23 protein-coding genes are annotated in these 26,276 nt (G+C 47.5%); 5 read left to right on the forward strand and 18 right to left on the reverse strand.

Translation table 11 applies throughout. The features are described 5' to 3' along the window. Positions 1-144 precede the first annotated feature (144 nt). From ACOQOZ_RS12430 to ACOQOZ_RS12440, 3 genes are all read right to left on the reverse strand, one after another. On the reverse strand, positions 145-645 hold the full coding sequence (locus ACOQOZ_RS12430) for a nuclear transport factor 2 family protein (protein ID WP_420588489.1): 501 nt from the start codon (positions 643-645) through the stop codon (positions 145-147). A 281-nt stretch (positions 646-926) separates the two neighbouring features. Next, a complete protein-coding gene (locus tag ACOQOZ_RS12435; protein ID WP_420588490.1) occupies positions 927-1,841 on the reverse strand; it encodes a bile acid:sodium symporter family protein in 915 nt (304 codons plus the stop codon). Positions 1,842-1,930: 89 nt separating this feature from the next. Further along, complete coding sequence (locus ACOQOZ_RS12440) at positions 1,931-3,007, reverse strand: NAD(P)/FAD-dependent oxidoreductase (RefSeq protein ID WP_420588491.1); 1,077 nt, start codon at positions 3,005-3,007, stop codon at positions 1,931-1,933. 180 nt (positions 3,008-3,187) lie between these two features. Between ACOQOZ_RS12440 and ACOQOZ_RS12445 the strand changes: the two genes are divergently transcribed. From ACOQOZ_RS12445 to ACOQOZ_RS12455, 3 genes are all read left to right on the forward strand, one after another. After that, entirely contained in the window at positions 3,188-4,066 is an 879-nt protein-coding gene (locus tag ACOQOZ_RS12445; protein WP_420588492.1) for a LysR family transcriptional regulator, read from the forward strand. Between the two features lie 67 nt (positions 4,067-4,133). Then, entirely contained in the window at positions 4,134-5,966 is a 1,833-nt protein-coding gene (locus tag ACOQOZ_RS12450; RefSeq protein ID WP_420588493.1) for a hypothetical protein, read from the forward strand. Between the two features lie 88 nt (positions 5,967-6,054). After that, positions 6,055-7,197 (forward strand): glutathione S-transferase family protein, encoded by a 1,143-nt coding sequence (locus ACOQOZ_RS12455; protein ID WP_420588494.1) that lies wholly within the window; start codon positions 6,055-6,057, stop codon positions 7,195-7,197. A 69-nt stretch (positions 7,198-7,266) separates the two neighbouring features. Here the strand turns inward: ACOQOZ_RS12455 and rsgA are convergent, their stop codons facing one another. The 7 genes from rsgA to ACOQOZ_RS12490 all read right to left on the reverse strand — a co-directional run bounded on the left by rsgA (position 7,267) and on the right by ACOQOZ_RS12490 (position 15,303). Beyond that, positions 7,267-8,304: a ribosome small subunit-dependent GTPase A gene (rsgA, locus tag ACOQOZ_RS12460; RefSeq protein WP_420588495.1), complete on the reverse strand. Its 1,038-nt coding sequence runs from the start codon at positions 8,302-8,304 to the stop codon at positions 7,267-7,269. A gap of 310 nt (positions 8,305-8,614) precedes the next feature. Then, entirely contained in the window at positions 8,615-9,691 is a 1,077-nt protein-coding gene (locus tag ACOQOZ_RS12465) for a permease (RefSeq protein ID WP_420588496.1), read from the reverse strand. Between the two features lie 128 nt (positions 9,692-9,819). Further along, complete coding sequence (locus ACOQOZ_RS12470) at positions 9,820-10,155, reverse strand: ArsR/SmtB family transcription factor (protein ID WP_420588497.1); 336 nt, start codon at positions 10,153-10,155, stop codon at positions 9,820-9,822. A gap of 152 nt (positions 10,156-10,307) precedes the next feature. Continuing rightward, positions 10,308-11,687 (reverse strand): M24 family metallopeptidase, encoded by a 1,380-nt coding sequence (locus ACOQOZ_RS12475; RefSeq protein ID WP_420588498.1) that lies wholly within the window; start codon positions 11,685-11,687, stop codon positions 10,308-10,310. Between the two features lie 328 nt (positions 11,688-12,015). Further along, positions 12,016-12,792, reverse strand: coding sequence for a 3-hydroxyacyl-CoA dehydrogenase (locus ACOQOZ_RS12480; RefSeq protein ID WP_420588499.1), 777 nt, complete (start codon positions 12,790-12,792; stop codon positions 12,016-12,018). A 167-nt stretch (positions 12,793-12,959) separates the two neighbouring features. After that, entirely contained in the window at positions 12,960-14,123 is a 1,164-nt protein-coding gene (locus tag ACOQOZ_RS12485; RefSeq protein WP_420588500.1) for an acyl-CoA dehydrogenase family protein, read from the reverse strand. 115 nt (positions 14,124-14,238) lie between these two features. Further along, complete coding sequence (locus tag ACOQOZ_RS12490; protein ID WP_420588501.1) at positions 14,239-15,303, reverse strand: 1-aminocyclopropane-1-carboxylate deaminase/D-cysteine desulfhydrase; 1,065 nt, start codon at positions 15,301-15,303, stop codon at positions 14,239-14,241. 197 nt (positions 15,304-15,500) lie between these two features. Here ACOQOZ_RS12490 and ACOQOZ_RS12495 point away from each other — a divergent pair, with 197 nt between their 5' ends. Then, on the forward strand, positions 15,501-16,397 hold the full coding sequence (locus ACOQOZ_RS12495; protein ID WP_420588502.1) for a LysR family transcriptional regulator: 897 nt from the start codon (positions 15,501-15,503) through the stop codon (positions 16,395-16,397). A gap of 33 nt (positions 16,398-16,430) precedes the next feature. Here ACOQOZ_RS12495 and ACOQOZ_RS12500 read toward each other — a convergent pair whose 3' ends face one another. Next, complete coding sequence (locus ACOQOZ_RS12500) at positions 16,431-17,300, reverse strand: acetoacetate decarboxylase family protein (RefSeq protein WP_420588503.1); 870 nt, start codon at positions 17,298-17,300, stop codon at positions 16,431-16,433. 146 nt (positions 17,301-17,446) lie between these two features. Between ACOQOZ_RS12500 and ACOQOZ_RS12505 the strand changes: the two genes are divergently transcribed. Beyond that, positions 17,447-18,448 (forward strand): AraC family transcriptional regulator ligand-binding domain-containing protein, encoded by a 1,002-nt coding sequence (locus ACOQOZ_RS12505; RefSeq protein ID WP_420588504.1) that lies wholly within the window; start codon positions 17,447-17,449, stop codon positions 18,446-18,448. Between the two features lie 3 nt (positions 18,449-18,451). Here the strand turns inward: ACOQOZ_RS12505 and ACOQOZ_RS12510 are convergent, their stop codons facing one another. The 7 genes from ACOQOZ_RS12510 to ACOQOZ_RS12540 all read right to left on the reverse strand — a co-directional run bounded on the left by ACOQOZ_RS12510 (position 18,452) and on the right by ACOQOZ_RS12540 (position 26,081). After that, the gene (locus ACOQOZ_RS12510; RefSeq protein ID WP_420588505.1) at positions 18,452-19,171 is read right to left on the reverse strand and encodes an SDR family oxidoreductase; all 720 of its coding nucleotides are present in this window, start codon (positions 19,169-19,171) and stop codon (positions 18,452-18,454) included. A 229-nt stretch (positions 19,172-19,400) separates the two neighbouring features. Further along, positions 19,401-20,324, reverse strand: coding sequence for a porin (locus ACOQOZ_RS12515; RefSeq protein ID WP_420588506.1), 924 nt, complete (start codon positions 20,322-20,324; stop codon positions 19,401-19,403). A 349-nt stretch (positions 20,325-20,673) separates the two neighbouring features. Continuing rightward, positions 20,674-21,387, reverse strand: coding sequence for a phosphate signaling complex protein PhoU (gene phoU / locus ACOQOZ_RS12520; protein ID WP_420588507.1), 714 nt, complete (start codon positions 21,385-21,387; stop codon positions 20,674-20,676). Positions 21,388-21,412: 25 nt separating this feature from the next. After that, complete coding sequence (gene pstB, locus ACOQOZ_RS12525) at positions 21,413-22,216, reverse strand: phosphate ABC transporter ATP-binding protein PstB (RefSeq protein ID WP_420588508.1); 804 nt, start codon at positions 22,214-22,216, stop codon at positions 21,413-21,415. Between the two features lie 55 nt (positions 22,217-22,271). Then, on the reverse strand, positions 22,272-23,558 hold the full coding sequence (pstA, locus tag ACOQOZ_RS12530; RefSeq protein ID WP_420588509.1) for a phosphate ABC transporter permease PstA: 1,287 nt from the start codon (positions 23,556-23,558) through the stop codon (positions 22,272-22,274). Further along, positions 23,551-24,924 carry a phosphate ABC transporter permease subunit PstC gene (gene pstC, locus ACOQOZ_RS12535; protein ID WP_420588510.1) on the reverse strand — a complete coding sequence of 458 codons (1,374 nt, stop codon included), beginning with the start codon at positions 24,922-24,924 and terminating at the stop codon, positions 23,551-23,553. Before pstC ends, pstA begins: the two co-directional genes overlap by 8 nt. Positions 24,925-25,037: 113 nt before the next feature. Next, complete coding sequence (locus tag ACOQOZ_RS12540; RefSeq protein ID WP_420588511.1) at positions 25,038-26,081, reverse strand: PstS family phosphate ABC transporter substrate-binding protein; 1,044 nt, start codon at positions 26,079-26,081, stop codon at positions 25,038-25,040. Positions 26,082-26,276 lie beyond the last annotated feature (195 nt).

Consider the following 26,276-nt stretch of genomic DNA (forward strand, 5'->3'; position numbering starts at 1 on the left):
TGACGAAGTGTATCAAGAGCAGCCATAGAAAAGCTGACTATGCTCTTTAAAACAATGACATTCCAGTTCTCGTACGCTCCAGAAGTGTAAACTCTATGATTAAAACAGTTGGATCACTATGGGCACTCAAATAGAAAATCAGATTCATTGATTAATTGGTTTAAAACTTTTAGTAAGCCCAGGGTAATCCATAAAATCCGTATGTCGTATCACCTTTCCATTGACCACATGCAATACAGTAACACCTGAAGTTTCATACCGAACCATGCTCCCTTTCAATCCTACACTCGATGCCGGAAGCATACCCTTTACTTCTACCATTAAAATAACCCTGTCATTGGATACAAAGCTATCTTTTATGGTAACCATCACCTCACCCTGAAGGTTCGCTTTCATGAAACTCAAGAAATCCTCCAGATTGTTAATCACTGGGGGGATTTCAAATTCAGCGGGGGCTGAAGGATCTTCAAACACCATATCAGGTGAAGCGACCTTTTGTACCAGATCATGATCACCTGAATAAAGTGCTTTGTAGTATGCTGTTGCAATCTTAGTTTGTGACATATCTAGAGCACCTGTGAATTGACTAATAGCAAGCATTGAAAATGCAATAAATATTTTTTTCAAGTCCGTATAACTTGTCATCAGTATAAACTCGCCAGTAATATAACTGGCAGAATTATAACTGATTTTAATCGTATTACGGTATCACTATATCGAACACAAATTAATACATAGTGTGGTCGTGTTCATCTGAGAGTCTGTTGAAACACTCACTTATCAAGACCTTAAACCATACTTAGAAGCCCCGATGATGATCATCGCCTATCTCAAGACATCGCTTTGACTTCTCCGCGGTGAAACAAAGTAATGACTCAAAGTGTTGGCTGAATATCACCACTCTGATATTGGTTAAACTTATGAGCTCAGGCCGTTTGTGACTGATTATTTTTTTGCCTTTTTAAACGATGCAACGCAATCAGTGCACCGGCCACAAACAACATCACACCACCATATAACAGCAGCGCCAATAACACGGTATCACCCACCGGGTCTTTCTGACCCAGAACCGCCGGGAAAATAATCGCTTTTAACATCAGGCCTAAGTTGATATTACGTACCGCGACTTCCATATCGACCGCAATGGAGTCTCGCTTCGACAGGCGTAACAGGCCCCGGGAAACTAACCAGCTCATTAAAGTAATCACCAGAATAAAGCCAACCACCAGAGCCACGTTATCAAAACCAAACGCTTTTAGATCCAGACGACCGGAGCTGGCAGCACCGACGACAATGCCGAGCAAACCAACCAGAGAAATACGGATACACCACTTAGAAAAGTTCTCGGCGATTTTTGGTAAGAACTGCAGCACTAACATACCGATACCCAGCGGCAGTAATAACGTCAGGGCAATTTCTTTCATGATTTGTGCTTTGGGCATCACAAAATCACCCGGCATATAACCGCTGATTAACAGATCCAGCACAATCGGAGTGGAGAACAAACAGGCCAGCGTAGTGACCGCGGTAATCGCCACCGATAAGGCGATATTACCGCCAGCAAAATGAGTAAAGATATTCGAAGTAGAACCACCCGGTACCGATGAAATTAATGCCAGGCCAACTGCAATGCCACCGGCCAGACCAAAAGCAGAAATCACCGCAAACGCCATCATAGGCACCATCACCATCTGAATCACGGTGCCGCTGGCAACGGCTTTCGGCTCCAGCAATAATTCCCGGAAATCTTTTAAGGTTAAGGTTGCTCCCATGCCCACCATGGCAGTTACCAACTGAAATACCGAGAACCAGTATTCGTTGGCAATATAAAACTCGCCCATATGTCACCTGTTTGTTTTTATTCTGAACTGCCGTGATGGTAGAGAATTCAACAGGTGTTGGGAAGCATGGAAGTGTCAGAGCTAAAGAGTTATCGGGCGATATCCGGCTTAGTACCAAACCCCTTGTAGATTTTATTAATAAACAGGTCTTTCTGTTTCATATTCACCAGCAGATTGGCGGTGGTCACTGCAAACGGCAGCTGCACCACGCCCTGTTTCTGGCCCACCGGAATCAGCGCCATTAACGGATGGCGTTTATAGGTTTTGGAGGATTTATTCTTCAGCGTATTGTGAATAACTTTCGCCAGATGCTTGCCCTGCTCCACCGCCAGATATCCCAACTTGGCTTCGCCGGAGTCGGCAACATCGCCCAGAGCATAAAGGTTGTTATAACCCTCAACCTTCAGCTGAGCATTCACTTTAACCAGACCACGTTCGTTAAGAATATCAGCCAGCTCGGCCTGCAAAAATTCGTTATTGGGTTGCGCGCCGGTGGCCGCAAACACAAGATCGGCATCCACTTTTTCACCGGTCGCAGAGTCAATATAGCTATCATCCTGTTGTTGATAGCGACGATTCAACTGCAGGTTAACTCCCAGGTTTTCCAGCTGCTGTCGGGCTTTTTGTTGGGCTTTGGTTTTAAAACCATCAAGGATCTGGCTGCCACCATGGGCCAGGGTTAATTCAATATCGGGAAACGCATGAGCAATTTCTCCGGCAAGCTCAACACCGACCACGCCGCCACCAATCACCAATACCTTTTTCGCCTGCTGCAGTTGTTGAAAAGATTGCTGCATTTCTGCGGTACGGCTGGCGATATCCAGTGCTGAGTGTGTTTTTGCAACGGCCATCGCCGGATAACGGCTACCACTGGCGATCACGGCATGCTTAAAGTGGATCACCTGACCATCGGCCAACCGGGCTTGCTTCGCCGACAATTGAGCGACTTCCGCCTGCATAAACCGACCGCTGAGAAAGTCGCGATAATGCTTGCGTGACTGCAACCGGGTTGCATCCGGCGCGGCGATATTACGCAGGTTAGCGAAGGTCACTTCAAAGTAATCCTTTTTATCCAGCAATAAGGTTGTCACACCTTTTTTTGCCAGCTCCTGGGACACGGTAACTCCGGCAAAACCACCACCCACAATCAACACATCTGTCTGCATTTTGTTCGCTCTCACGTATTAATTTCACCATCATCAGGCCTGCTGCGGATTACCAACCCGGACCTGAACAATCAGATGGTTTGATATTAGATTGTTGCGAAAACAGTGTGAACGAGCGAATATAAGACAGCAGCGTGCATTTATGCACGCCCCAAACTACGCCCGCGTGAGAGCTCAATTGTGGATAAATGGAACGAGATACGCACCGCTTACATGCTGGCCAAACTCGGCACGCTCAGCGCTACCGCCACCGAGCTGGGGATTCATCGTTCAACCGTGATGCGCCATATCGATGCTCTGGAAGCCCATCTAGAGGTCGTATTATTCCAACGTAACGACAAAGGCTATTTGCCCACGGAAGCCGGTGTTGAGGTAATGCGCCTGGGAGAAGTCACCGATAGTCATTTCTCAAACCTGCCGCAGCGTCTGCAAAACAAAGAACAACATCTTGAAGGCAAGTTAACCATCACCACCGTAAGCGAACTTGCGCCAATGCTGATGCCGGTGATTAAACAATATCAGCAACAACATCCGGCAATGACAGTAGAGATAATCGGCGACTTACGTAATTTTAATCTGGAATACGGTGAAGCGGATGTCGCTATTCGCGGTGGCGACAAGCCGGAAACTCCGGACAATGTGGTTATGCCATTGTTCGAAACTCAGATGGTACTCATGGCACACCAGAGCTATCTGCAGCAGTTTGGTGAACCCACATTGGGGAACCTGAACAAACATCGTTTTGTTGCCATGAATGATCGTCCCGCCGTGTTGTATTGGAACGAATGGATTTATGACACAGTGCCTGCAGACAAAATTGTAGTAAAGGGGTCAACTCAACAGATCATCAGTCACGCTATTCTCTCTGGTTGTGGTATTGGCGCATTGCCTGTGGAAATGGCCAATAACAACACCGGACTTCAACCAGTCCTGGCTGGATTAGAGTGGCCAGCCAGAGCCTGGACACTGGTGCACCGGGATATGACCAAAACCCCGAAGGTGAAGGCTTTTATTGAATTACTGAAACAATATACCGATTGGCATATCATGCTCAGGTAGCAAAACCATAGCCTCTGCGGTAAGCCGCTTTATGTGGTTTACCGTATCAATAAAACAAGGACCGTTTATGAAGTTTATTGCCGTATTCTGTTTGCTGTTCAGTCCATTCAGCTGGTCCTCAGAAGTGCAAGAGTTCGTGCGCGAATATACCTATAAAGCCAGTGAAAATGACTCCAAAGTCAGTGCCCGTAACGCCGCGATGCAACAGCTGCAATCGCTGCTGATTCAGGAAGTGGGGGTACAGGTTCACGCTTCCTTTGAGCAAACAGAAACCCTGGATAACGATGCTTTCAGCCGCCAGGTACAGGCCAACTATCAAACCTTTTCCCGCGCTCTCACCAAAACCAAAATCCTGAAACAAAAATGGGATGGCGAAACATTTTATCTGAAAGCACTTATCACGGTGGATAACGATAGCCTCACAGAACAAATCCGTTTAATCACGGTTTCACAGAATAATCCATCAACACCAAACCCAGCCGACTGTAAAACCATTCACAACCGTGCAATTGATATTCTGGCAGAAGCCAATCGCCCGGAGGTGGTAAAACAACTGGTGGAATATTCGCAGCAATATCCGATCGATAAAACATGTTATCGCTGGCAGCTTGGCATTCTCAATACCTTCACCAGCCTGGAGCTTGATCCGGCTGGTTATCGCAGTCATTTATTTGAACGTATCGAACAACAGGGGTCGTCTTATGCCGGAGATCTGATGTTAGCTGTTTTACCTTATGCTTTAGCGATTCAGCCGCTTTATCCACAGGAATGGTTAATCGTGGTTGAGACCTTGCAGCGCTCGACCAGACAGGTCAATAACTCCACCGTCAGAATTCTGGTAAATCACACCCAGGCCGAAAAGCAGGCCAATATTCATAAAAAGCTGATTGAAAAGAGCCAACAATATCAGCCGCTGAGCCGCCTGAAAGAACAGCTGCAACAACTGACTCAACTGGCTGCTGAGGGAAAACTTGGGACGCTGAAACCCTTTACAGTCAGTGACCTGGCATCCTCAGTGCTAAACAGCAGCATTAACCGTATGCCAGCGTTCTTTATGAGTTATTACCAACAGGTTCACCAACAACTGGATATCAGTGTTATTCAGGGCCTGGCGAATACCGTGGCAAAGGATTTTAAAAATCACCCCAACAACGACAAAGTCGATTTTCTCGATTTCTATGTCGGCACAATCGAGCTGGATCGTAACAGCAAACGCTGGTTTTTCAGTCTAATTCTTGATCTGCGCAAGAATCGTTTAGGAAAAGCTGAATTTAAACCAGCATTAACCCGGTTACTGAAAAATCATCCGCATAAAATGACCGAGGTGATTATCTCCGGGCGTTATAACCGTCAGGCTAAGGAACAAATGCTGATTGAGTATCAGTTGGCCCATGACAGTATTCTGCCTGTGGAAGATTATGCCCGGATGTTATTTTCTGAACATCGCCGTGAACGGCAAAGCGGTGCAGATTATCTGCTGGCTTTTGATGAACGAGCCGCGCCGATCAAACCTAAGATTCAGAAAGTGCTATCGCGCATTAAGGAAATTAATAAAGTCGAAAGTCCGCGTGATTTTGTCGTCTCTTTGCTGACCGTACTGGATAATATCAAAGCCAAAGATGCTAAATCCGTCGAACTGATGGTCTGGTTTACCGGCGACCTCGAACGCAACATCAGCAAAAAGGCCGAACAGTCACTGACACTGGTCGGCGGCCAGGCACTTGAGACAATCCGGCAACACTATCCAACATTAAAACCAACCGCACAGAGACGTTTGATCACAGTAATCGGCAGCTTCCTCGACAATAAAGAGCAGTCACTGGAGTTTCTCAGATCCATCAAACCTGAAACCCCACAACAGAAATTTGCTGTGGAAGATGCGATAACAGCACTGCAGTAAATCTGCCCCGATTGAACCTATACCTGACACACTGAGCCTGATATAACTTTCAATAATAATAATAATAAGCAGCAACAGGATATGGACAGTGACAGATTCACGGCAAAATGGCCCGGCAAACCAGTATCAACATAATGGCTGGATCGTCTCTCCCTACTCTCAGAAAACTCTGGCCTACCTGAAATACAAGGGTATTCCCCACTTTAACCATGTTCCTAATGGTTACGAATTAATGCGCACTATCCCGAAACATGTGGGCAAACCAATCATGCCAACCGTGGTGACACCGCAGGGCGAATGGTTACAGGATTCGGCTGAAATCATTGATTATTTTGAAGCTCAATTTCCACAACACAGTATCGAGCCAACAACGCCAAAACAACGCATCGCTGCTCACCTGCTGGAATTGCACGGTGATGAGTGGCTGATTTTACCCGCGTTGCACTATCGCTGGACCGAACCGGAAAGCCGTAAGTTTATTGTTGGTGAATTCGGTAAGTATGCTCTGCCCTGGTTACCAAAATTTATCCGGGACATGGCGGGCAATAAGATCCGCAAAATGATGATGAGTTATATGCCACGCTTTGGCATTATTGGCGAAACCGAAAAAGGTGTACGACGCTATACCGAGAACCTGATTGCCTTACTGGAAGATCATTTCAAGAATCACAAGTATTTCCTCGGCAACCGCCCGTGTGTGGGTGACTTTGCCTTCTTCGGCCCGATCTTCGCACACCTATATCGCGACCCTGGCTCACGCAAATTGTTTATCGATGCTCCCCATGTCATCGACTGGATGCAACGTTTATTGGACACTGATGGTTCTGAAGCAACACCTGCTGCCAGCGCCAACAATAACTTTCTGGAAAATGATGAAATTCCGGCAACCTTAACACCGATATTCCAACTGATATTTGCTGAGCAGTTTCCGTTTAATGTTGGCGTTATCGAAAAGATTAATCAGTTTGTTGCGGCTAAACCTGGCGCAAAACGGGTATCGCGTATTGTTGGTGAAGGTGAATTCACCATTGGTGGTATTCGCGGTAAACGTAAGGAATTCAGCTTCCTGCAATGGAAGGTGCAACGTTCCCACGATATTTATTCTCAGCTGTCGGATGAACAGAAGTCCGATGTGGATAACTGGCTGGATAGCGTCAACGGTGAAGCGTTTAAAAACCTGCAAATCAAACACCCGATGAAACGTGAGAATTATCGCGAAATTCTGGCTTGATCCGGTATTTTAGGTCGACAGGAAAAGCAACTCCTGGGTTTTCACCAGAGAGTTGCTTCGATTCAGAAATTACCGGTTTTTATCAAAACGCGCTTGTTGCTGTACCCGGTGATGATACTGGGTAGTATCTTTTTCTCTGGCGCGTTTTTGCGCCAGGGATTCGGAGTTCAGTGCTTGTTCGCGCAATAATTTAAAGTAATTTTCCCAACGTCGCTGTTGCAGAGTTCCACGACTGATTGCCGCCTTTATGGCACAGCCTGGTTCTTCCTGATGATGGCAATCGCTGAAGCGACATTGTTTGGCTAACTGCTCAATATCCATAAAAGTTTGCTCTATTCCCTGTTCACAATCGCTTAACTGCAATTCACGCATTCCTGGCGTGTCCAACAATAAACCACCACTCTTTAATAAATGCAAAGAGCGCGACGTGGTCGTGTGTCGTCCTCTGTCATCATCTGCGCGGGCAGATTGAGTACTCTGCTGAGTTTCACCACATAAGGTATTCACCAGAGTGGACTTACCCACACCGGATGAACCTAATAAAGCCACCGTTTTACCGGGTTTTATCCACGGCGATAATTGCTGCAGGGTCTCTGCCGAAAGCGCATTCACACTTTCTACCATCAACACAGGATCCAGTGCCTGAACCTGCTGCTGGTAGTCACCCGGGTTATCACACAAGTCTGCTTTGGTTAACACCACAACAGCTTCTGCTCCGGCTTCGTTCGTGAGTGCCAGATAACGTTCGATTCGATTGAGGTTAAAGTTATTATTTAACGCACAAACGATAAATACGGTATCGACATTCGCAGCGATCTGCTGCAGTTCTATTTTGCTGCCTGCGGCTTTGCGACTAAAAGAAGTTGAGCGCTCTAACAAGCGCTCGAAGCGCTGGTATTCATCAACTAATAACCAGTCACCCACGGCACTGTTTGCCAGTTCCGGGCACATGGAAATCACGTGTTTTCCTTGTTCAGATAACACGACTAATTGTGAGCGATGCCGTTCACTGACACGTGCAGGAATACAGGATTCCCATTCAGATAAAGACAATTGTTGCTGAAAAAACGGCTGCCAACCCAGCTCGTTAAGGGTAAAAAAAGACATAGTAACCCCTGACGTTTTCACGTCATGATCAAATTTAATCAGGGGCCTGGAAACAAAACCATGAACAGTTTGGTTGTTTCCTATGGAAGCCCCGGTTTTTGAATAAACCGGGCGGAAGAGATCTTGTGTTCTTAACTAAGTTAAAATTAAGTTAAAGAAGCCAGTTACAGATCTGCGGCCCGGAAGGTTGCTACAATCATCGTCTTACCCTCCAGAAATTTACTAATAACGGCTAGACGATAACAAAAACAAAACAGGCCCACAAGGAGCCTGTCTTAATCGTTCGGTGATTCATCTGAGAATCATGATCTCAGGCAAATAAAAATCCGTATAAGTACCCTGCTGAAATAGCCATGGATAAGATTACTGCCAGGAACGCAAGGATCATCTGATTGCGGAATATCGATTTCAGCAAGATCACCTCGGTTAAGCTGGCACCGGCACTGCCAATAATTAACGCCATTACCGAACCCAACGCCATACCTTTTTTCACCAGCGCTGCACTTAACGGAATCACAGCTTCAGCTCGGATATACAATGGGATACCAATCACAGCAGCAATCGGAATGGCGTACCAGATGTTTTCTCCAGCGTATTGCGCAATTAAATCGGTTGGCATAAAGCCATAAATCAGAGCACCAATACTGATGCCTAACAACAGGTAAGGCAGTACTTGCTTAAAGTCACTCCAGGTTGATTTCCAGATACGTAACCATCGGCTATCTTGTTTCACCTCTGCCGCTTTGGGTTCGGAAACGCAGCAGCTGGCTTGCTCCGGCTTATTCTCCTGTGCTGGCTGAGCTTCTGTTTTAGTAGCACAACAGCTGGTCGACTCTTGTGGTTTCAGCTGTGGCTCTGACTGTTCGGAGCAAGCGGTATTGGTACCACATGAACTGGTTGTTACTTCACCATAAGCATCAGCTTTGACATAACGTTCGAAGCCCAGTTTTTCCAGCAGGAAACCCGCCGATACCGAAACAACCATCGCCATCAGAAAATAAAACAGCGCCACTTGCCAGCCAAAGGTCACCACAAATAAACCGATGATAATCGGATTTAATAACGGGCTGGAAAACAGGAACACCAGCATAGGGCCAAAACCTGCCCGGGCACGTAACAAACCTTTTAAAAACGGAATGGTGGAACAGGAACAGAACGGCGTAATCGACCCGAGTAACGCGGCAACCACATAACCACGACCATTACGCGAGGTCAGAATGTTCTGTACCTTCTCCGGGGTAATAAAGTCCTGCAATACACCCACCAGATAACTAATGGCCAAAAACAGAATAGTCAGCTCAGCCGCCAGGAACAGAAACATATCCAGTGCCTGCCAGGCCTGCTGTTGAAGTTCCGGACTTAGCCCGGATAACAGTTCAGATAACATGATTGATCTCCTCACTTTATTTCTAAGATTATCGAAATATAAAAGTAGAGATATCATCCAGTCAATATATTTCTAGAAATATAGAAATAAAGATCTGAGGAAGATAGAACTTAATGGGCAGTTATGACTTAGCTGTCAGGCTTAGGCTCTTCATGGACGCAACATTCGTCCTGCAGGAAATCGATCAGGCCATCCAACGCGTCGTATTGCGGCACACAATACAAGGTGCGGCCTTCGCGGCGCTGGATCACCAAACCTACGGATACCAGACGGGTAATATGATGGGAAAGCGTGGAACCGGGTACCTCTAACGCTGCCTGAATCTCACCCACCGGCACGCCATTGCGACCACCCTTCACCAGATAACGAAAGATACTCAGGCGGGTAGCATGACCCAGCTCGGCCAGCATTTTGGCGGCGCTTTCGATGTTAGAGGCACTGGCAGTTTGAGCAGTGGTTTGCATGGTGGTTACCTGCTGAGTTCTTTATTTCCACAGAACTGGAAATGTACCATGTCGTGATTGCCAGAGAAAAGCGTTCAGAACAACCCAAAAAGAGCCAGGCATTTCTGCCTGGCCAAAAGGCCTGACCTCACCATCAGGCATGAACAGATCGCTCAGCCGACAACAATCGGCATAAAATCGAGTTGAGAAAGGGAACGACTTTTTTCTTTACCATAAATAATTGTGTCGATATTAACGCCGATTGCGGGCCTTAAAGTCAGCAGAGCTATCAAACCATTGTCCAGGCCTGCAAATACACTCTCAAAGTTAGTAACAACATTTTCTTCGAAAATATCGTCACTATTGGCGGCACTCAGATCAAACAACCATTCGCCAACCCAGTCCGGTGGAAACGCCAAACCTAACTCATAGCCCCCAACAAAATGTTTATCTCCCCAAACACCAGCTTCTTCATAAGATTGTTTAATCAGTTTCGCCACTTCAGAAACTTTACGACCAGCCTTGGCATGTTCACATAACAGACGAATACCGTTGCCGGACGACTGGCTCATTTTTAACGTTTCTTCGGAGGGATCACCGGCGACAAACGAGCGACAGATATTGGCGTGATAACGGTTAACAACACCACTGAGATCTACTGCAAATGACTCGCCTTTTTCGATCGGGCGCCGCGAAGAATACGCATGAGCTGCGGCCAGAGGTCCTGAAATCACCCCCTGATTAAGACCAGGTAATTCTCCTCCAGCTGCCAGCATCGCCTGAATCGCGACACCATGAAGTTCAAGCGGTGTAACACCCGGATAAAAATGATCTCGAATTGCAGCAAAACCAATATCAGCTATTTTAGCCGCCTGTTCGGTATACAGAATTTCTCTGGCAGATTTAACGCGGCGCACGCCCCGAATCAGCAGCGAAGAATCCACGACTTCTGCGCCAGAAGCTTCAATACCGCCGCGGATCTGCTGTGAAACAACCGGGTTTGGCACATGGCTCAACAGCTCCATGCCAACCCGGCCTTTTAACCAGCCACGTTGCTTCAGGTCTTTTAAGATAAATTCGATACCACCCTGAGCACCACCACCCGTTTCCATAAATTCATCCGGAATCCATACCTGAGTATCGAATACCGATGTCGCCTTATGCACATAGTCTTCATATTCCGTGTCGTAATGTAGTGGTTCATCATGATCAACATGGATCACAACCACGGCCAGCGCAGGCCACTTAGAAGACGACTGGCCGCGATACCAGGTGGCGGTATAACCCGTGTAATAACACATCCCCTCCGGCGACGTGACATACAAGGTATTAATACCTTGCTTGCGCATTAGCTGGCGGGTTTTTTCTGTTCGCTGAAGATATTCCGCTTTTTCAAAAGGGAACTCGCCATCTGCTGTTGCAGCGTCCATATCCAAACGAAATTTATTTTTACGCTTAGTGGCAATATCTTCCTGAGATAAAACGCTATTTGAGAAAGCCAGAGACCCCAGACCTGCTGTCACAGTGCCTGCCAGAAACTTACGTCGATCCATTAAAGAACCTCCCGTTTATCAATACTCAGTTATCGACTGTTTTTATTTTTGGCTCTGATAGCCGTTTGTCATCCCGGATATTCAGGGCTCAATACACAATACGAGTCTTTGCTCGCTTAAGAAATAGAAAACTGATCGAAAAGAAGATTTTCCGGCGAAATAACCGTTCTGATCGGGTGTAGGTAAAATAATATAAACGGGCTCTGGCGCCCTTGCTGGCGTGGATTAACCAGATGAATATGACTTAAGAAGCAGGTACCGGAGATTTACAACTTCCCCAGCACCGGTACCTGCAAAGAGGTCGGCCTGTTAACAGACCCTGAAATAATTATTTTGGCTGCAGACGAATTGCACCGTCTAAACGTACGGTTTCACCATTCAGATAGCTGTTTTCCACCATATGTAATACCAGGCGACCGAACTCTTCCGGCTGACCTAAACGTTTCGGGAACTGGATATCTTTTACCAGCGCTTCCTGAATATTTTCCGGCATACCCAGCAGCATAGGTGTACCCATAATGCCCGGTGCAATGGCATTTACGCGAATGCCCCATGGTGCCAGATCACGCGCCATCGGCAGGTTAATACCTAGGATGCCACCTTTACTGGCGGAATAACCACACTGGCCAACCTGACCTTCAAAACCAGCAACAGAAGAGGTGTTAACAATAATGCCACGCTCCTGAGCTTCACCAAATGGCTCGTTTTTTGCCATTTTTTCTGCCGCTAAACGCGCAACGTTAAAACTGCCTACCAGGTTTACATCCACCACTTTCTTGAAGTTATCCAGTGGCATAGCTTCACCTTCACGGCTTAACAGACGTTTGGCTGGCGCAATACCGGCGCAGTTCACACAGATGTGTAAGGCACCGAATTTTTCGATTACGGCATCCATCGCGCAGGAAACTGATTCAGCACTGCTAACATCAACTTTGGCGAACATCACATTATCAGCGCCAAATTCATCAACAACTGCAGCACCTTGCTGTTCGTTTAAATCAAAAATCGCAACTTTAACGTTTGCTTTCAGCAACACTTTAACCGTGGCGTTACCTAAACCAGAACAACCGCCAGTAACGACCGCAACTTTATTATTGGCTTCCATTTTAAATCCTTAATTTTATTTAATTAGTAATTCTTAAAATAATTTGTCGAAAAGCGTCATCGAGGAAGCTAATGCAAGGCAAAAATAAATTCAAAAGCGGAGTTTATAAGTCATAAATAAGCAGTTTGAATTTATTTTTAACACCGCAGAAGCAACGCAGATAGCTTTTAAAGAATATCTTTCAGTAGGCCCCGGGCTATAATTAACCGCTGAACCTCACTGGTGCCTTCATAAATACTGGTAATACGCACATCACGGGCATGGCGTTCTAACGGATATTCACGGATATAACCGGCACCACCCATCATTTGTAATGCGCTATAACAGGCATCATTGGCTTTTTCGCTGGCAAATAGTTTTGCCATCGACGCCGCCGAACCAAAGTCCTGTTTATTTTCTTTTAAATAGGCTGCCTGCATCAGCAATAAACGTGCAGCTTCTAATTCGGTATAACGATCCGCCAACATCCATTGCAGGCCCTGGAAATTACCAATTTTCTGACCGAACTGTTCGCGCTCACCTAAATAGTTACGGGCATAATCCATTGCCGCCAGGCCAATACCCAATGCCAATGAACCCACACCAATACGGCCACCAGCCAATTCGCCCACGGCGATGGCGTAACCCTGGTTTTCGTTACCCAACATGGCGCTGGCAGGTACGCGACAATTGGTGAAAATCACTTCATTGGTCGCTGAACCACGCTGACCCATTTTTTCTTCGGCCTTGGCAATTTCAATACCCGGATTATCGGCTTCCACCAGGAAACAACTGATGCCTTTACCCCGTTTGGCATCACCGTCGGTCACCGCCCAAACGACAAAACAACCAGCGTATTCAGCGCTGGTGATATAGAGTTTGTTGCCGGTAATTACCCAATCATCGCCGTCGCGAATGGCTCGGGTTTTCATATTCGCCGGGTCAGAGCCTGCGCTGTTTTCGGTTAAACAAAAACCTGCGGCGGGATAAGTGCCTTCGCAGATTTTTGGCAGGTAATAAGCTTTTTGTTCATCGCTGCCCACCGACTCGATAACCTCCGCCACCATATTGGTAACAGAAACGGTCACCGCCGTAGCAGAACAACCACGTGCCAGCTCGGTAATGGCGCAACTGAAGGCCACCACACCGGCTTCACTGCCGCCGTGTTCAGCACCAACATTCAGGCCCATAAAGCCCAGCTGTGCCAGTTTATTCAGATTAGATAAAAAAGTGTCACGACTGCCCGGCTGGTGTTCGTCCAGCGGCGCCGCATTGGGAACCAGTTCAGTTTCAGCAAAGTTTTTTGCAGTGTCCTGAATTAGCTGTTGTTCTTCTGTGAGTGCTAATTTCATCGGGTTTCCTGCCTGAAGAGAAAGTTAACCACATTTTTGCACACTCACAGATAGGGGAATATAACGGATTCGCTTACCCGGGCAGGCAGGATAGATCAGCTACTGATCTGTTGTCTTATCGACCAATCAGCTGTTTTAACGATTGCGGCAGCTGCTGCTGTTGGCAATCAACCGCTGAGTTGTCCTGATCGACAGAGTTAAAGGTATGCCAATAGAGAATATTCTGCTGTGGATTCGCCCGGCAGCATTCAAGTGCTGCGGCAGCTGCCTTGGCAGTGTAAGTTGATTCCAGTTCAATGCCTGAAGCTTTAAAGGCGGTTTTTGCGACGTCCCCGGCGTCACTGGCGACCCCATAACCGTCGCCATAATAATCATCACTCAGGTTAACTTTATTTAACGTTAATGTCGGAATATGGTTATCCGCTTTGCGTAAAAAACGATAGGTTTGTTGCATCAGCTTTTGTGCAGTTTCGGCAGTACAGATTGGAATAGGCCCCAGATGAGACGGCGCTACCCGAATGCCAGTCACCTCGGTTTTTAACCCCAATAGCTGACAGCCCAGCGTTAAACCTGCCAGAGTGCCACTGGAACCCACAGGACAAATTATTTTGTCCGGCTCCGGCAATTCACCATTATCGATTTGTTGTTTTAGTTCCAGCGCGGCATTCACAAAACCAATACAACCCATAATATTCGAACCACCCGCCGGTAAGTGGTAACTGCGTGGTGACAATATATGAGAGGCGTAATAAGCCAGCGCGGTTTTCAGAATAGAGCCACGATATTGTAATTTGGCTCCGTGGCGCACCATAGCTTTGAGGTTTTTAAGTACCGTGTCGGTTACCGGTTGTTCGAACAAATAGACCTTGCTGTCGAGCTGATTTGCCTGGCAAAAAGTCGCCGTAGCAACACCATGATTGGTACCGGTAGCTCCCATGGTCACAATGCTGTGTTTCTTCTGTTTCTGCGCATCGGCAATAATAAACTCCAGTTTACGGACCTTATTGCCGCCGTAATCGCTGTTGGTCAGGTCATCACGTTTTATCCACAAATTTTCCGGCAGCGGAACCTCACTACCTGTTCCGGCAAACGACTCAACCGGTGTTGGTAAGTCGGCAAATTCAATCACAGGGATGGTTTCTGCCAGTTGTGGATAATGATCAAACAGAGAATGTGTCATAGCGTTCGAATGTGATTCTGTTGTTGTTATAAGAGCTGCAGAGCTTGGTAGTTATCAGCGAGAATCACTCTACCTTCAGGAAGCTGCAAACGCACTATGATATTACGCCAGTTTCTAACGTCTGATACCTGCTGTTATAGCCTGACTGAGATACAATCAAACGATCGACGCTCAGAGTAATCACTAAAAGGATTCCCGTGCTTAACCAACTTAACCTCGCCGATATCCGCACCTTTGTGCTGATTGCCGATGAAGGCAGCTTTACCAACGCTGCAGAGGTACTGAATGTATCCCGCTCCCACGTGTCGCGTCAGCTCAGTGCGTTAGAAAAGCAGATGGGCGTCACTCTGATGATTCGTACTACCCGCTCATTAAAACTGACCGATGCCGGTAAGCAGTTTCATCAGCAGGCGAAAAACGCCTTACAACAGCTTGAGCAGGCAGTAATGGCAGCGGTGGATAACACCGAAGAAATCCGTGGTTTGATCCGGGTGAATTGTGTTGGTGGTCATATTGGTGAAGACCTGATTGCAGTGATGGCCAGTGAATTTATGCGTCAACACCCACAGGTCAGCATCGAGCTGGATTTCTCCAGCAACCGGGTCGACTTAATTCAGGATGAGTTCGATATTGCTTTCCGCATGGGCGAGCTGAGTGATGCCGGATTTATCGGTAAAAAACTCACCGATTTAAAACTCGATACCCTGGCCAGCCCGCAGTTGTTGCAACAATACCCCGGGGTTACTCACCCGAAACAATTGGCGGATTTGCCCTGCTTAACCGGTTCGGTAAAAAGCTGGAAGTTTCAGCAGATAGATAAACCGGGTAAAACCATCGAGGTCCAGGTGAATGGTCGTCTGAGCTGTAAAAACGGCCGCGCTCTGGTGCAAGGGGCGTTAGATGGTAATGGGGTGATTCGTGTACCTGTGATGTATTGCCGGGATGAAATTCAACAAGGTAAGTTGCAGCCAGTATTTTCGGACTGGCAGATTCCCCTGGTGCCCTTCTACGCCATTTATCATAAGGATAAATATCAGCCCGCACGGTTGCGGGCCTTTATCGAATTTATTCAGGAAAAGTTTCAGCAGTTATAAGCACTGCTTACTTCTTTTGTCTATTTACCTTGCTTACTTGTCTTGGTTAGGTAAAAACAGACAGGACTTGAGATCATTGGTATAGCGGGTAATAATCGGGTCGTGGGATAACTTCAGAAACCTGAGCTGATCAGCGATTTTATGTTGCCCCAACTTCACTGTGTCGGTTTTATCACTCACCGAAAACAAACGCGATAAATGTTTATTTTCATTCATATCGGCATACAGATGATTCTGTGACATCACCAGCTTGCCGTCTTTTTCGCTGAATAATTTATTCGCCATGGTGGTTGCTTTGGTTTTACCCGCCATCGGAATTTTCAACGTAATAATGCTCTCGCCATTATCATCAAATACCGTGGTCGTCATCTTGCCATCGGCCTGACCAATTTCGATATCGTGTAAGGTTTTTGGCAAACCCCATAACTGGAGGCCACGATGTTTGTTCTCTTCCGAACTCATTGGCAAGGCCAGGGTGAAAAAACCAAAACCGTTATAACCCGGCACCATGGACGGCAACATCGGCAGGTCCCACACCTTGCCCGGTGTATTGGTATTCAACACAGGTAGTACCACCAATAACTCGTTGTACGGCGTCATCTGGTGAATTTTGCGGTATTCGTAGCTGGAGATAATAACTAACGCACGCCCGCCAAAAGCTTTAACCGGCTTCAGACCAGCTGGCAATAAGGATTGTGCATTGTTGTAGTCACAGGTAAATACACCCATACCAAACTGCACCTGGTTAAACAGGGTTGGAAAGGAATAAATTTTGGATTCCTGCTCCGGGAAAGTTACCGCCTGCTCTGCTTTTTCAAGATTAAAACGCTTAAAAAACGGCTCTGGAAACAGCTCCAGATTATCGAACAATTCCGCCGGTACTGTGGTGAGTTTTTTCATCATGATGCTCCTGTTGTATGCCAACATTAGAGCAAAGCCCGGGCACAACAGGAGGCAGCGAAACGACAGATAAACGCACTAAAACGACAATCTTGTGTCAAAGCCCGTTCATGTTGTCTAATTGAGCCCTGTTCCGGGACTTGCTGGTTATGATCTCCACCACCTTCTTTCGCCAATATCTGGCTGTGTTAAACCAGCGCCAGATCGATATTTCTGACTTTCTGCAGCAGCAGGATATCAATGCCGAATTTTTGTCCGATCCTAACGGTCGGCTGGATCATCACAGCCATGATCTGATCTGGCGTCATTTATTAAGCTATCCGCCAGAACAAATCCGCCTTAACAGCAATGAGTCCTTACAGCCGGAAAGCCTCAGCCCGGTGGTATTGGTGGCCATGAGCTGCACGACATTACTGGAAGCCTTAGAAGCGTTAATTGCTCTGAAAAACGTTGGCAGTGATATTCAGTTTGTACTGCAGAAACATGCAGATGAAGTAACGATTAAAATCAGTGATGTGGTCAACGATCTGGAATACTCCCGCCATTATCTGAGCCTGACGCTACAACATTTATTGGATCTGATTTTCTGGTTAACCGGCACCGAAGTGTTACCCAAACGTATTGTCAGTGATAAGAATCTAACCGGCTTATTTGAATACGAAGATAAACTCAGTGAGTTAATTCAACCGGCGGAACGAAGCTTACAAGCGATATCCAACGTCGTTTTTGCTAGTGATGATCTGAATATTGCACTGCGAATCAGTAACCCGTTAATCCGCCAGGTACTGGAACAACAAGCCCACGAAGCCTTGTCACGTTATTCCCAGGAGCATTCTTTCCGTATGGCCGTCACCAGTCATATCAAAACCTATCTGGAGCAGAATAAACAACTGCCGGAAGCAGAACTCACCGCCAAGTTTTTATGTATGACGACCCGCACTTTGCAACGCAAATTAAAGCAGGAAAACTGCAGTTATCGTGAATTAGGCGCCAAAGTCCGGCTGGAAAAAATTGAAGAGTTATTACGCCAGGATGCCGATACCCAGCGCATTTTGTATCACACCGGGCTGGCTGATAGCCGCGCCCTGAAAAATCTGGTGACGCGTGTATCGGGTAAAAGCTGGGATGAATATCGCCAGCTTTTAAAGTAGCTTTTACGGCTGCTGACGAGTAGGTGCGAGAACTATCTCACGAATGCATACGTTTTGAGGCTGCTGATATGCAAACTCCACCGCACGGGCAACATCGTCAGACGCCAATACACCACCCATATCGTCTTTCCACGACTGATAACCATCAATAATGTCGTCAGAAGTGGTATGCGATAACAACTCGGTTTCTACCGCGCCTGGTGCAATGGTCATTACCCGTACATCCGAGTTAGCCACTTCTTCACGTACATTTTCAGAAATCGCGTGTACCGCAAACTTAGTACCGCAATAAGCTGCATGATCCGGGAAGGTTTTACGGCCAGCAACAGAGCTGATATTGATGATGGAGCCACCTTTACGCGCTTTCATCGGTGCCAGTACCGCCTGCATGCCATTCATTAAACCAATGACGTTGACATCAAACATGGTTTTCCACTCTTGTGGATCCTGTACGTCAAGCTGGCTTAACAGCATCACACCGGCATTGTTTACCAGCAGATCCGCCGGGCCATATTGTGCTTCGGCTTTGGCAATAGCGGCTTCGAAGGACTGTTTATCAGTCACATCAACCTGTTCACACAAAGTGTTAGGTAACGCCAGTGCGGTTAAACGTTCAACCCGACGGGCTAACAACAGCAGCGGATGGCCTGCTGCACTTAAACGACGAGCAATTGCTTCACCAATACCGGAACTGGCGCCTGTAATAACAACAAGTGATTTCATGTCTGTATCTCCTGCCTGATGGCTGATCAATGAATATGTAACCAGTTTAGGCAGAAGTAGCTTGTTGATATATACACGACAGATCACCAAACTATTGCTATACAGCAACAATAAACCGACATAAGTAATCCACACATCCGGCCAAACAAAAAAGCCCAGAGCTGATATCAGCTCCGGGCTTTTGAGGTTCGTCGTTACGTTCTGCGCCTGAGTCTCAGGCTAGCGAAACTCAGAACTTGTATTCGATACCAACGCCAGCGTAGTTGGTGTCTTTCTTAGCGCGGAAGTCGTTTTCAGTGTAGTAAACGTATGCTTTAGCGCCTTTACCCAGCTTGTAGTCTGCACCAACAGAAGTTGTGTTAGCGCCTTCTGCGTTGTTGATTTCAGACTCGCCGTGTTGTGCTTTCAGCTTAACGCCACCCAGCTTGTAAGCTGCAGACAGTAACCAGCCTTCAGACTTATCGCCGTCTTTATCCTGCTCTTCCCACAGAACACCAATCTGAGCACCGGCTACTTTGGCCTGAGCTACCGCACGTAACACGTCAGTTGTGTTCGCTTCTACTTTGCTGTCGTAAGCCACACCCACGTAGTAGTTACCACGGGTGTAAGTCAGGCTGGTAGAAGTCGCGTCTTTACGAGCGCTGGTTTTGTCTTCAGAAGCGATCTGGTCAACTTTCAGTTGCAGGCCAGCGAACTTAGGAGAGGTGTACTGAACACTGTTCTCTTCACGGTTATCGCTCTTGGTGATCACGTTTTTGATATCACCTTCCAGATCGTTGAACAGGTCAACTTTCTTCTGCAGTTTTTTCAGAGGAGTGTCGAACAGACCTACCTGAACAGTACCGTAGTCACTTTTAATGCCGGCGTAAGTGTTACGCTGAGTGAAGGTTTTACCGCCTTTGTCACCGTCGTCCGGGTTTGTTTCGTATTCTATTTTGTAGATAGCAGTCAGACCGTGGTTCAGCTCGCCTTTGCCTTTGATACCAACGCGGGAAGCGTTTGATTTCACTTCGCTGAAGCTGTTGCCATCTTCGTTAGCGTTCTGAACAGTCAGATTCAGTTTGCCGTAGAAGTCAGGCATATCGATTTCGATTTTCTCGGCTTGTGCCAGAGCAGGAACAGTCAGAGCCAGGAATAAAGCAGTTTTTTTCATCTTTATACATCCAAAGTTATCAAAGCATCTGGCAGCACAAACAGGAAGTTGTTGTGCCCGCCGAATTGGTGACAAATTTATTTCACTAATGTTACATCTTTGTTACATCGGCTCGATATATTTCAGAAAGATGACATTAATATTTCACCCACATTACCAGCGACGGCATTTAACACTGGAAAACTAGTGCTTTTGGCGAATAACTGATAAAGACAACGGCAAATTCAGGTTAGCAGTCAGAACCGGCTCAGGTGTGGATTGCTGAAAAAACAGACAGGATAGATACAAAAAAACGGCTGCCAGCGCCTCCGCAGAGACTCCGGCAACCGTTTAATAATGACGGGGGATATTAGTCTTTTGCAGCTTGCTCTTCGATTTCTGTCAGAGAGCTGTGACGCACATCAGCACCACTCACCAGGTAGATAACCTGCTCAGAGATGTTACGGGCGTGGTCACCAATACGTTCAATCGCACGCAGAATCCACAGGATGTTAATAGCCTGGGAGATTGAGCGTGGATCCTCCATCATATAGGTCATCAGCTCACGCAGTGCGGCGGCGTACTGATTGTCGACCAGCTTGTCGGCACGTACCACTTCGATCGCACCATCAACGTCGTGACGGGCGAAGGCATCTAATGCACCGGAAATCATCTTGGTCACTTCCGCGCCCATATAACGCATCGCCTGCTGACAGATCTCAGAGCGACCTTTATCAGCAACTTCCAAAGCATGGATCGCGATCTTACAGGCTTCGTCACCGATACGTTCCAGGTCACGTACCACACGGGAAACCGCCAGTACCATACGCAAGTCAGAAGCCGCTGGCTGACGACGTACCAGAATCTGGGTACATTCGTTATCGATGGTGACTTCCATCTTATCCACTTCGTCTTCACGGCGGATAATATCGTCTGCCTGACTGGTATCACCGGAGCAGATAGCATCGATGGCGTTGGCCACCTGACGCTCTACCAGGCCACCCATACCCATCATGTGGTTACGAATGGCTTCCAGATCAGCATTAAACTGACCTGAAATATGTTGGTTAAAATTCATTTCCATGGGTTTGTCCTTTTAAGTGCAGGCCTTATCCGAAACGACCTGTGATATAGGCTTCTGTTAATGAATGCTGCGGCGTGGTGAATACCTGATCAGTCGGATTCACTTCGATCAGCTGGCCCATGTGGAAATAAGCCGTACGCTGAGAAACACGCGCTGCCTGCTGCATTGAGTGAGTTACGATAGCGATGGTGTAGTTTTCACGCAATTCGTCAATCAGCTCTTCAATTTTAGCAGTTGCAATCGGATCCAGTGCAGAACATGGCTCATCCATCAGAATGACTTCAGGATCTACCGCAATAGTACGGGCAATACACAGACGTTGCTGCTGACCACCGGATAAACCGGTACCTGGTGCATGCAGACGATCTTTTACTTCGTTCCACAGGCCAGCACGTTGCAGGCTCTTTTCAACAATCTCATCCAGATCAACACGGGAATTAGCCAGACCGTGAATACGCGGGCCATAAGCAATGTTGTCGTAGATGGATTTCGGGAATGGGTTCGGCTTCTGGAATACCATACCAACACGGGCACGCAGCGGTACTACGTCGACTTTCGGATCGTAGATGTTTTCGCCGTCGAGCAGAATTTCACCTTTGATATCACAGATATCAATGGTGTCGTTCATACGGTTTAAACAACGCAGGAAGGTCGACTTACCACAACCGGAAGGGCCAATTAAGGCGATTACTTCATTGGCACCGATATCCAGGCTTACGTCATAAATGGCTTGTTTCTCGCCATAAAACACCTGAACGTCGCGGGCGCGCAGTTTGGCATTGTCAGAAAACGGCGTGCCATTGGTTTGGTGGTTTTCGATGATGCTCATAATAATAAATCCAATATTCGTTAATTCTTTGCTCGCATTCGTACCAAAGCGTCGCTTACCAGCGACGCTCCAGACGGCGGCGTAACCAAACCGCTGCGGTGTTCATCACAATCAGGAAGCCTAACAGCACGATAATGGCGCCGGAGGTACGTTCCATAAAGGCACGCTCTGGGCTGTCTGACCAAAGGAAAATCTGTACCGGTAACACGGTGGACGGATCGTTAATAAAACCAGGTACGTCAACAACAAAGGCAATCATACCAATCATCAGCAGTGGTGCTGTTTCACCCAGTGCCTGAGCCATACCAATAATGGCACCGGTCAACATACCCGGCAGTGCCAGTGGCAACACGTGATGGAAAACCACCTGCATTTTTGATGCACCCAGACCAAACGCCGCTTCGCGGATGCTTGGTGGTACCGCTTTAATCGCCGCACGACCGGAAATAATAATGGTTGGCAACGTCATCAGGGTTAATACCAGACCACCCACCAGCGGGGTGGAACGCGCCACACCAAACATATTGATAAAGATCGCCAGACCTAACAGACCAAAGGTAATCGAAGGTACCGCCGCCAGGTTGTTAATGTTGATTTCCACCAGCTCGGTCAGACGATTACGCGGAGCAAACTCTTCCAGATAAATCGCCGCTGCCACACCAATCGGGAACGACAACAGGAAGGTCACTAACAGAGTCAGCAGAGTACCTTTAATAGCACCGTGAATACCGGCCAGCTCAGGCTCACGTGAATCACCATTGGTGAAAAACAGCTTATTGAAACGGGTATATAAATCACCGCTTTCAACCCAGCTGTTTAATACGCTGAGCTGGAATTCAGAAAACTGGTCGTTGTAACCACGGTCCCGATCGTGCTTAAACCACTGGTCAACGGCATCATCCGCCAGCATCGCAATGGTCAACTCGCTATCGAGTAATTCACGATCGGCCTGCACCGCTTCCATCAGTTGCCAGGCTGCACCGGCACTGATCATGCCGTACAGCGCACGGCGGGCTTTACGGCCTTTTGGCTTATAAGACTTTTTCAGGTGCTTTTTAATCAGACCTTCAAAGTTGGCGCGGCGGATTTCTTTATCCGTCGACTGTGCCGTCAGACCCAGATAGTCCGCATCCAGCATGATGGTTTGTTTAACCACCGTCTGACTGAAAGCTGAGGTACCTTTTGACAGAATATCGCCAAATAACACCACCAGACACAACAGGCCAAACAAAATCGAGGCCATACCATAAACACGGAAACGCGTTTCTGCTGCACGACGCTTAGCCATGCTTTTTTCTACTTTTTCGCGTGTCGAAAGACTTGAGTGAGTTTGATTAGTCATATTGCTCTCGATATTTCTGTACAACTTTCAGGGCGAAGAAGTTCAGTGCCAGAGTTACCAGGAACAGCACTAAGCCCAGAGCGAAGGCGGCGAGGGTTTTCGGAGAATCAAACTCCTGGTCACCCACCAGCAGAGTTACGATCTGTACCGTTACTGTGGTGACACTGTCGAGTGGGTTTGCCGTCAGGTTAGCTGCCAGACCAGCGGCCATGGCCACAATCATGGTTTCACCAATGGCACGGGAAACCGCCAGCATAATCGCACCAACAATACCTGGCAGAGCTGCCGGGATAACCACCTGGCGTACGGTTTCGCTGCGGGTAGCACCCAAGCCGTAGCTGCCATCACGTAAAGACTGAGGTACCGCGTTAATCACGTCATCGGATAATGACGATACAAACGGAATAATCATCACACCCATTACCAGGCCAGCGGCCAGCGCACTTTCAGACGAAACAGCCAGGCCCATGCTTTCACCCAGATTACGAATCACAGGCGCCACGGTTAAGGCGGCGAAGAAGCCATACACAACGGTTGGGATACCAGCTAATACTTCCAGAGCTGGTTTTGCATATTTACGCACGGTTTCAGTCGCGTATTCCGACAGGTAAATCGCCGACATCAGACCAACAGGTACCGCGATGATCATCGCGATCAGGGAAATTAATAACGTACCGGCAAACAGCGGCACCGCACCAAAACTACCGGAAGAACCCGATTGATCAGCGCGCAGAGCCACCTGTGGCGACCAGGTGGTGCCAAACAGGAATTCAATCGCGTTGACCTTCTGGAAGAACATCCAGGCTTCATACAGTACCGACGCCAGAATACCCACCGTGGTTAATACCGCTACACCTGAGCTGGACAGCAGCAGGATGCTGACAATGCTTTCCACTTCGGTACGGGCACGCATTTCTGGCTTAATCCGGCGCCAGCTGACACCCAGACCTAATAGCGCCAACATCACTACCGCACCGGCGTTCAGTAACTTAGTACGCTCTTCCAGTGCCAGCAGGTGCTGAACCGCAGGTTCCAGCGAAGCATCGGCTGATACACCAGCCCCTGTTGCCAGATTATGAACTTTACTCAGCGCCAGTTGAATATCGGTTGGCGTTCCTTGCTGAATGTTTTGTGGCAGTTGGGCAACCAACAAACCATCAATCACTGGCCCCTGTAACAGACTCCACATAATCAGCAGGATTAAAGCCGGGAGACCTGTCCAGAGTGCCATCAGGGCACCATAATGGGTCGGCAGAGAGTGCAGGCTGCCGCCCTGGTTTGCGATTGCTCGTGCTCGGTTGCGGCCTAATAAATAGGCGCCACCGAAGAAAATCAGAATCGCAATTAGCAAGCTACTGTAGTTCATGATGTTAGCTCATGGCGTTTTCAGTTAGGTGTGTATTTAACGTACAAAAGCCGAGGTGTATAAAACCCCGGCTTTTGCGTCGATCAAAGGCCCGCATTGTATGCGGTGTCTAATTATTTAGCAGCAATTGGTTTCAGATTTTTCACATTAGAAACCACTTCAGCACGCTCTTCATCCATCATCGGGATCATGCCTTTGTCTGCCAGGTAGCCATCTTCACCCATGGCACGCTCAGAAGTGAACTCAGCCAGGTACTCTTCGATGCCAGGAATCACGCCAACGTGTGCCTTCTTAACGTAGAAGAACAGAGAGCGGCTAACCGGGTAATCACCTTCAGAGATCGCGTCGAAAGTAGGCAGCTGACCGTCAACTTTAGAACCCTGTACTTTGTCAGAGTTTTGCTCCAGGAAGCTGAAGCCGAAGATGCCCAGTGCTTTCGGGTTAGCAACCAGCTTCTGAACGATCAGGTTGTCGTTCTCGCCTGCTTCAACGTAAGCGCCGTCTTCACGCATGCCGTGACAGATTGCTTTGAACTTCTTCTTGTCCTGCTTTTTGATCGCCTTGATGAAAGGAACTTTCTTACAGCCACCTTCCATTGCCAGCTCAACAAATGCGTCACGGGTACCGGACGTTGGTGGAGGACCTAATACTTCGATTTTGCGGTTTGGCAGAGCCGGGTTTACGTCCTTCCAGGTCTTGTATGGGTTCTCAACCAGAGTTTCAGAACCGTCCGGGTTTGGAACGTTTTTCGCCAGCGCCAGGAAGATGTCCTTACGGGTCAGTTCCATACGATCAGCAGCTTTGGTGTTTGCCAGAACGATACCGTCGTAGCCAACTTTTACTTCAACAATTTCAGTAACACCGTTCTTTGCACACAGCTTGATCTCAGAACCTTTAATCGCACGAGAAGCGTTAGTGATATCCGGAGTTGCATCACCCACACCAGAACAGAACAGCTTCAGACCACCGCCAGAACCGGTTGATTCAACCTTAGGCGTGCGGAAGTCAGTCGACTTACCAAAACGCTCAGCAACAACAGTTGAGAACGGGTATACAGTTGAAGAACCAACAATGCTGATGTAATCACGTTCAGCCTGAGCGGTAGTGCTCAGTGCAGCTGCCATTACAGCGGCGCCAGTCAACAGTACTTTTTTCATAGTAACTTCCTTCTTTCACCGCCCTTGCGGCATTAGATAGTGGATCATTTTGATGGCAGGCATTATTTGACAGTAATGTTACAAAAATATGACAGCACCCCGAATTATGACAATTGGGTTTCATATTTATGACAGTCAGAAGTCTGGGACCGGGCGCGAAGCCGCATGGAATAAGGCATAAGCCGCCGGGCGCGA

Origin of the sequence: Bacterioplanoides sp. (genome assembly GCF_965219715.1) — a bacterium.
Classification (GTDB): Bacteria; Pseudomonadota; Gammaproteobacteria; order Pseudomonadales; family Oceanobacteraceae; genus Bacterioplanoides.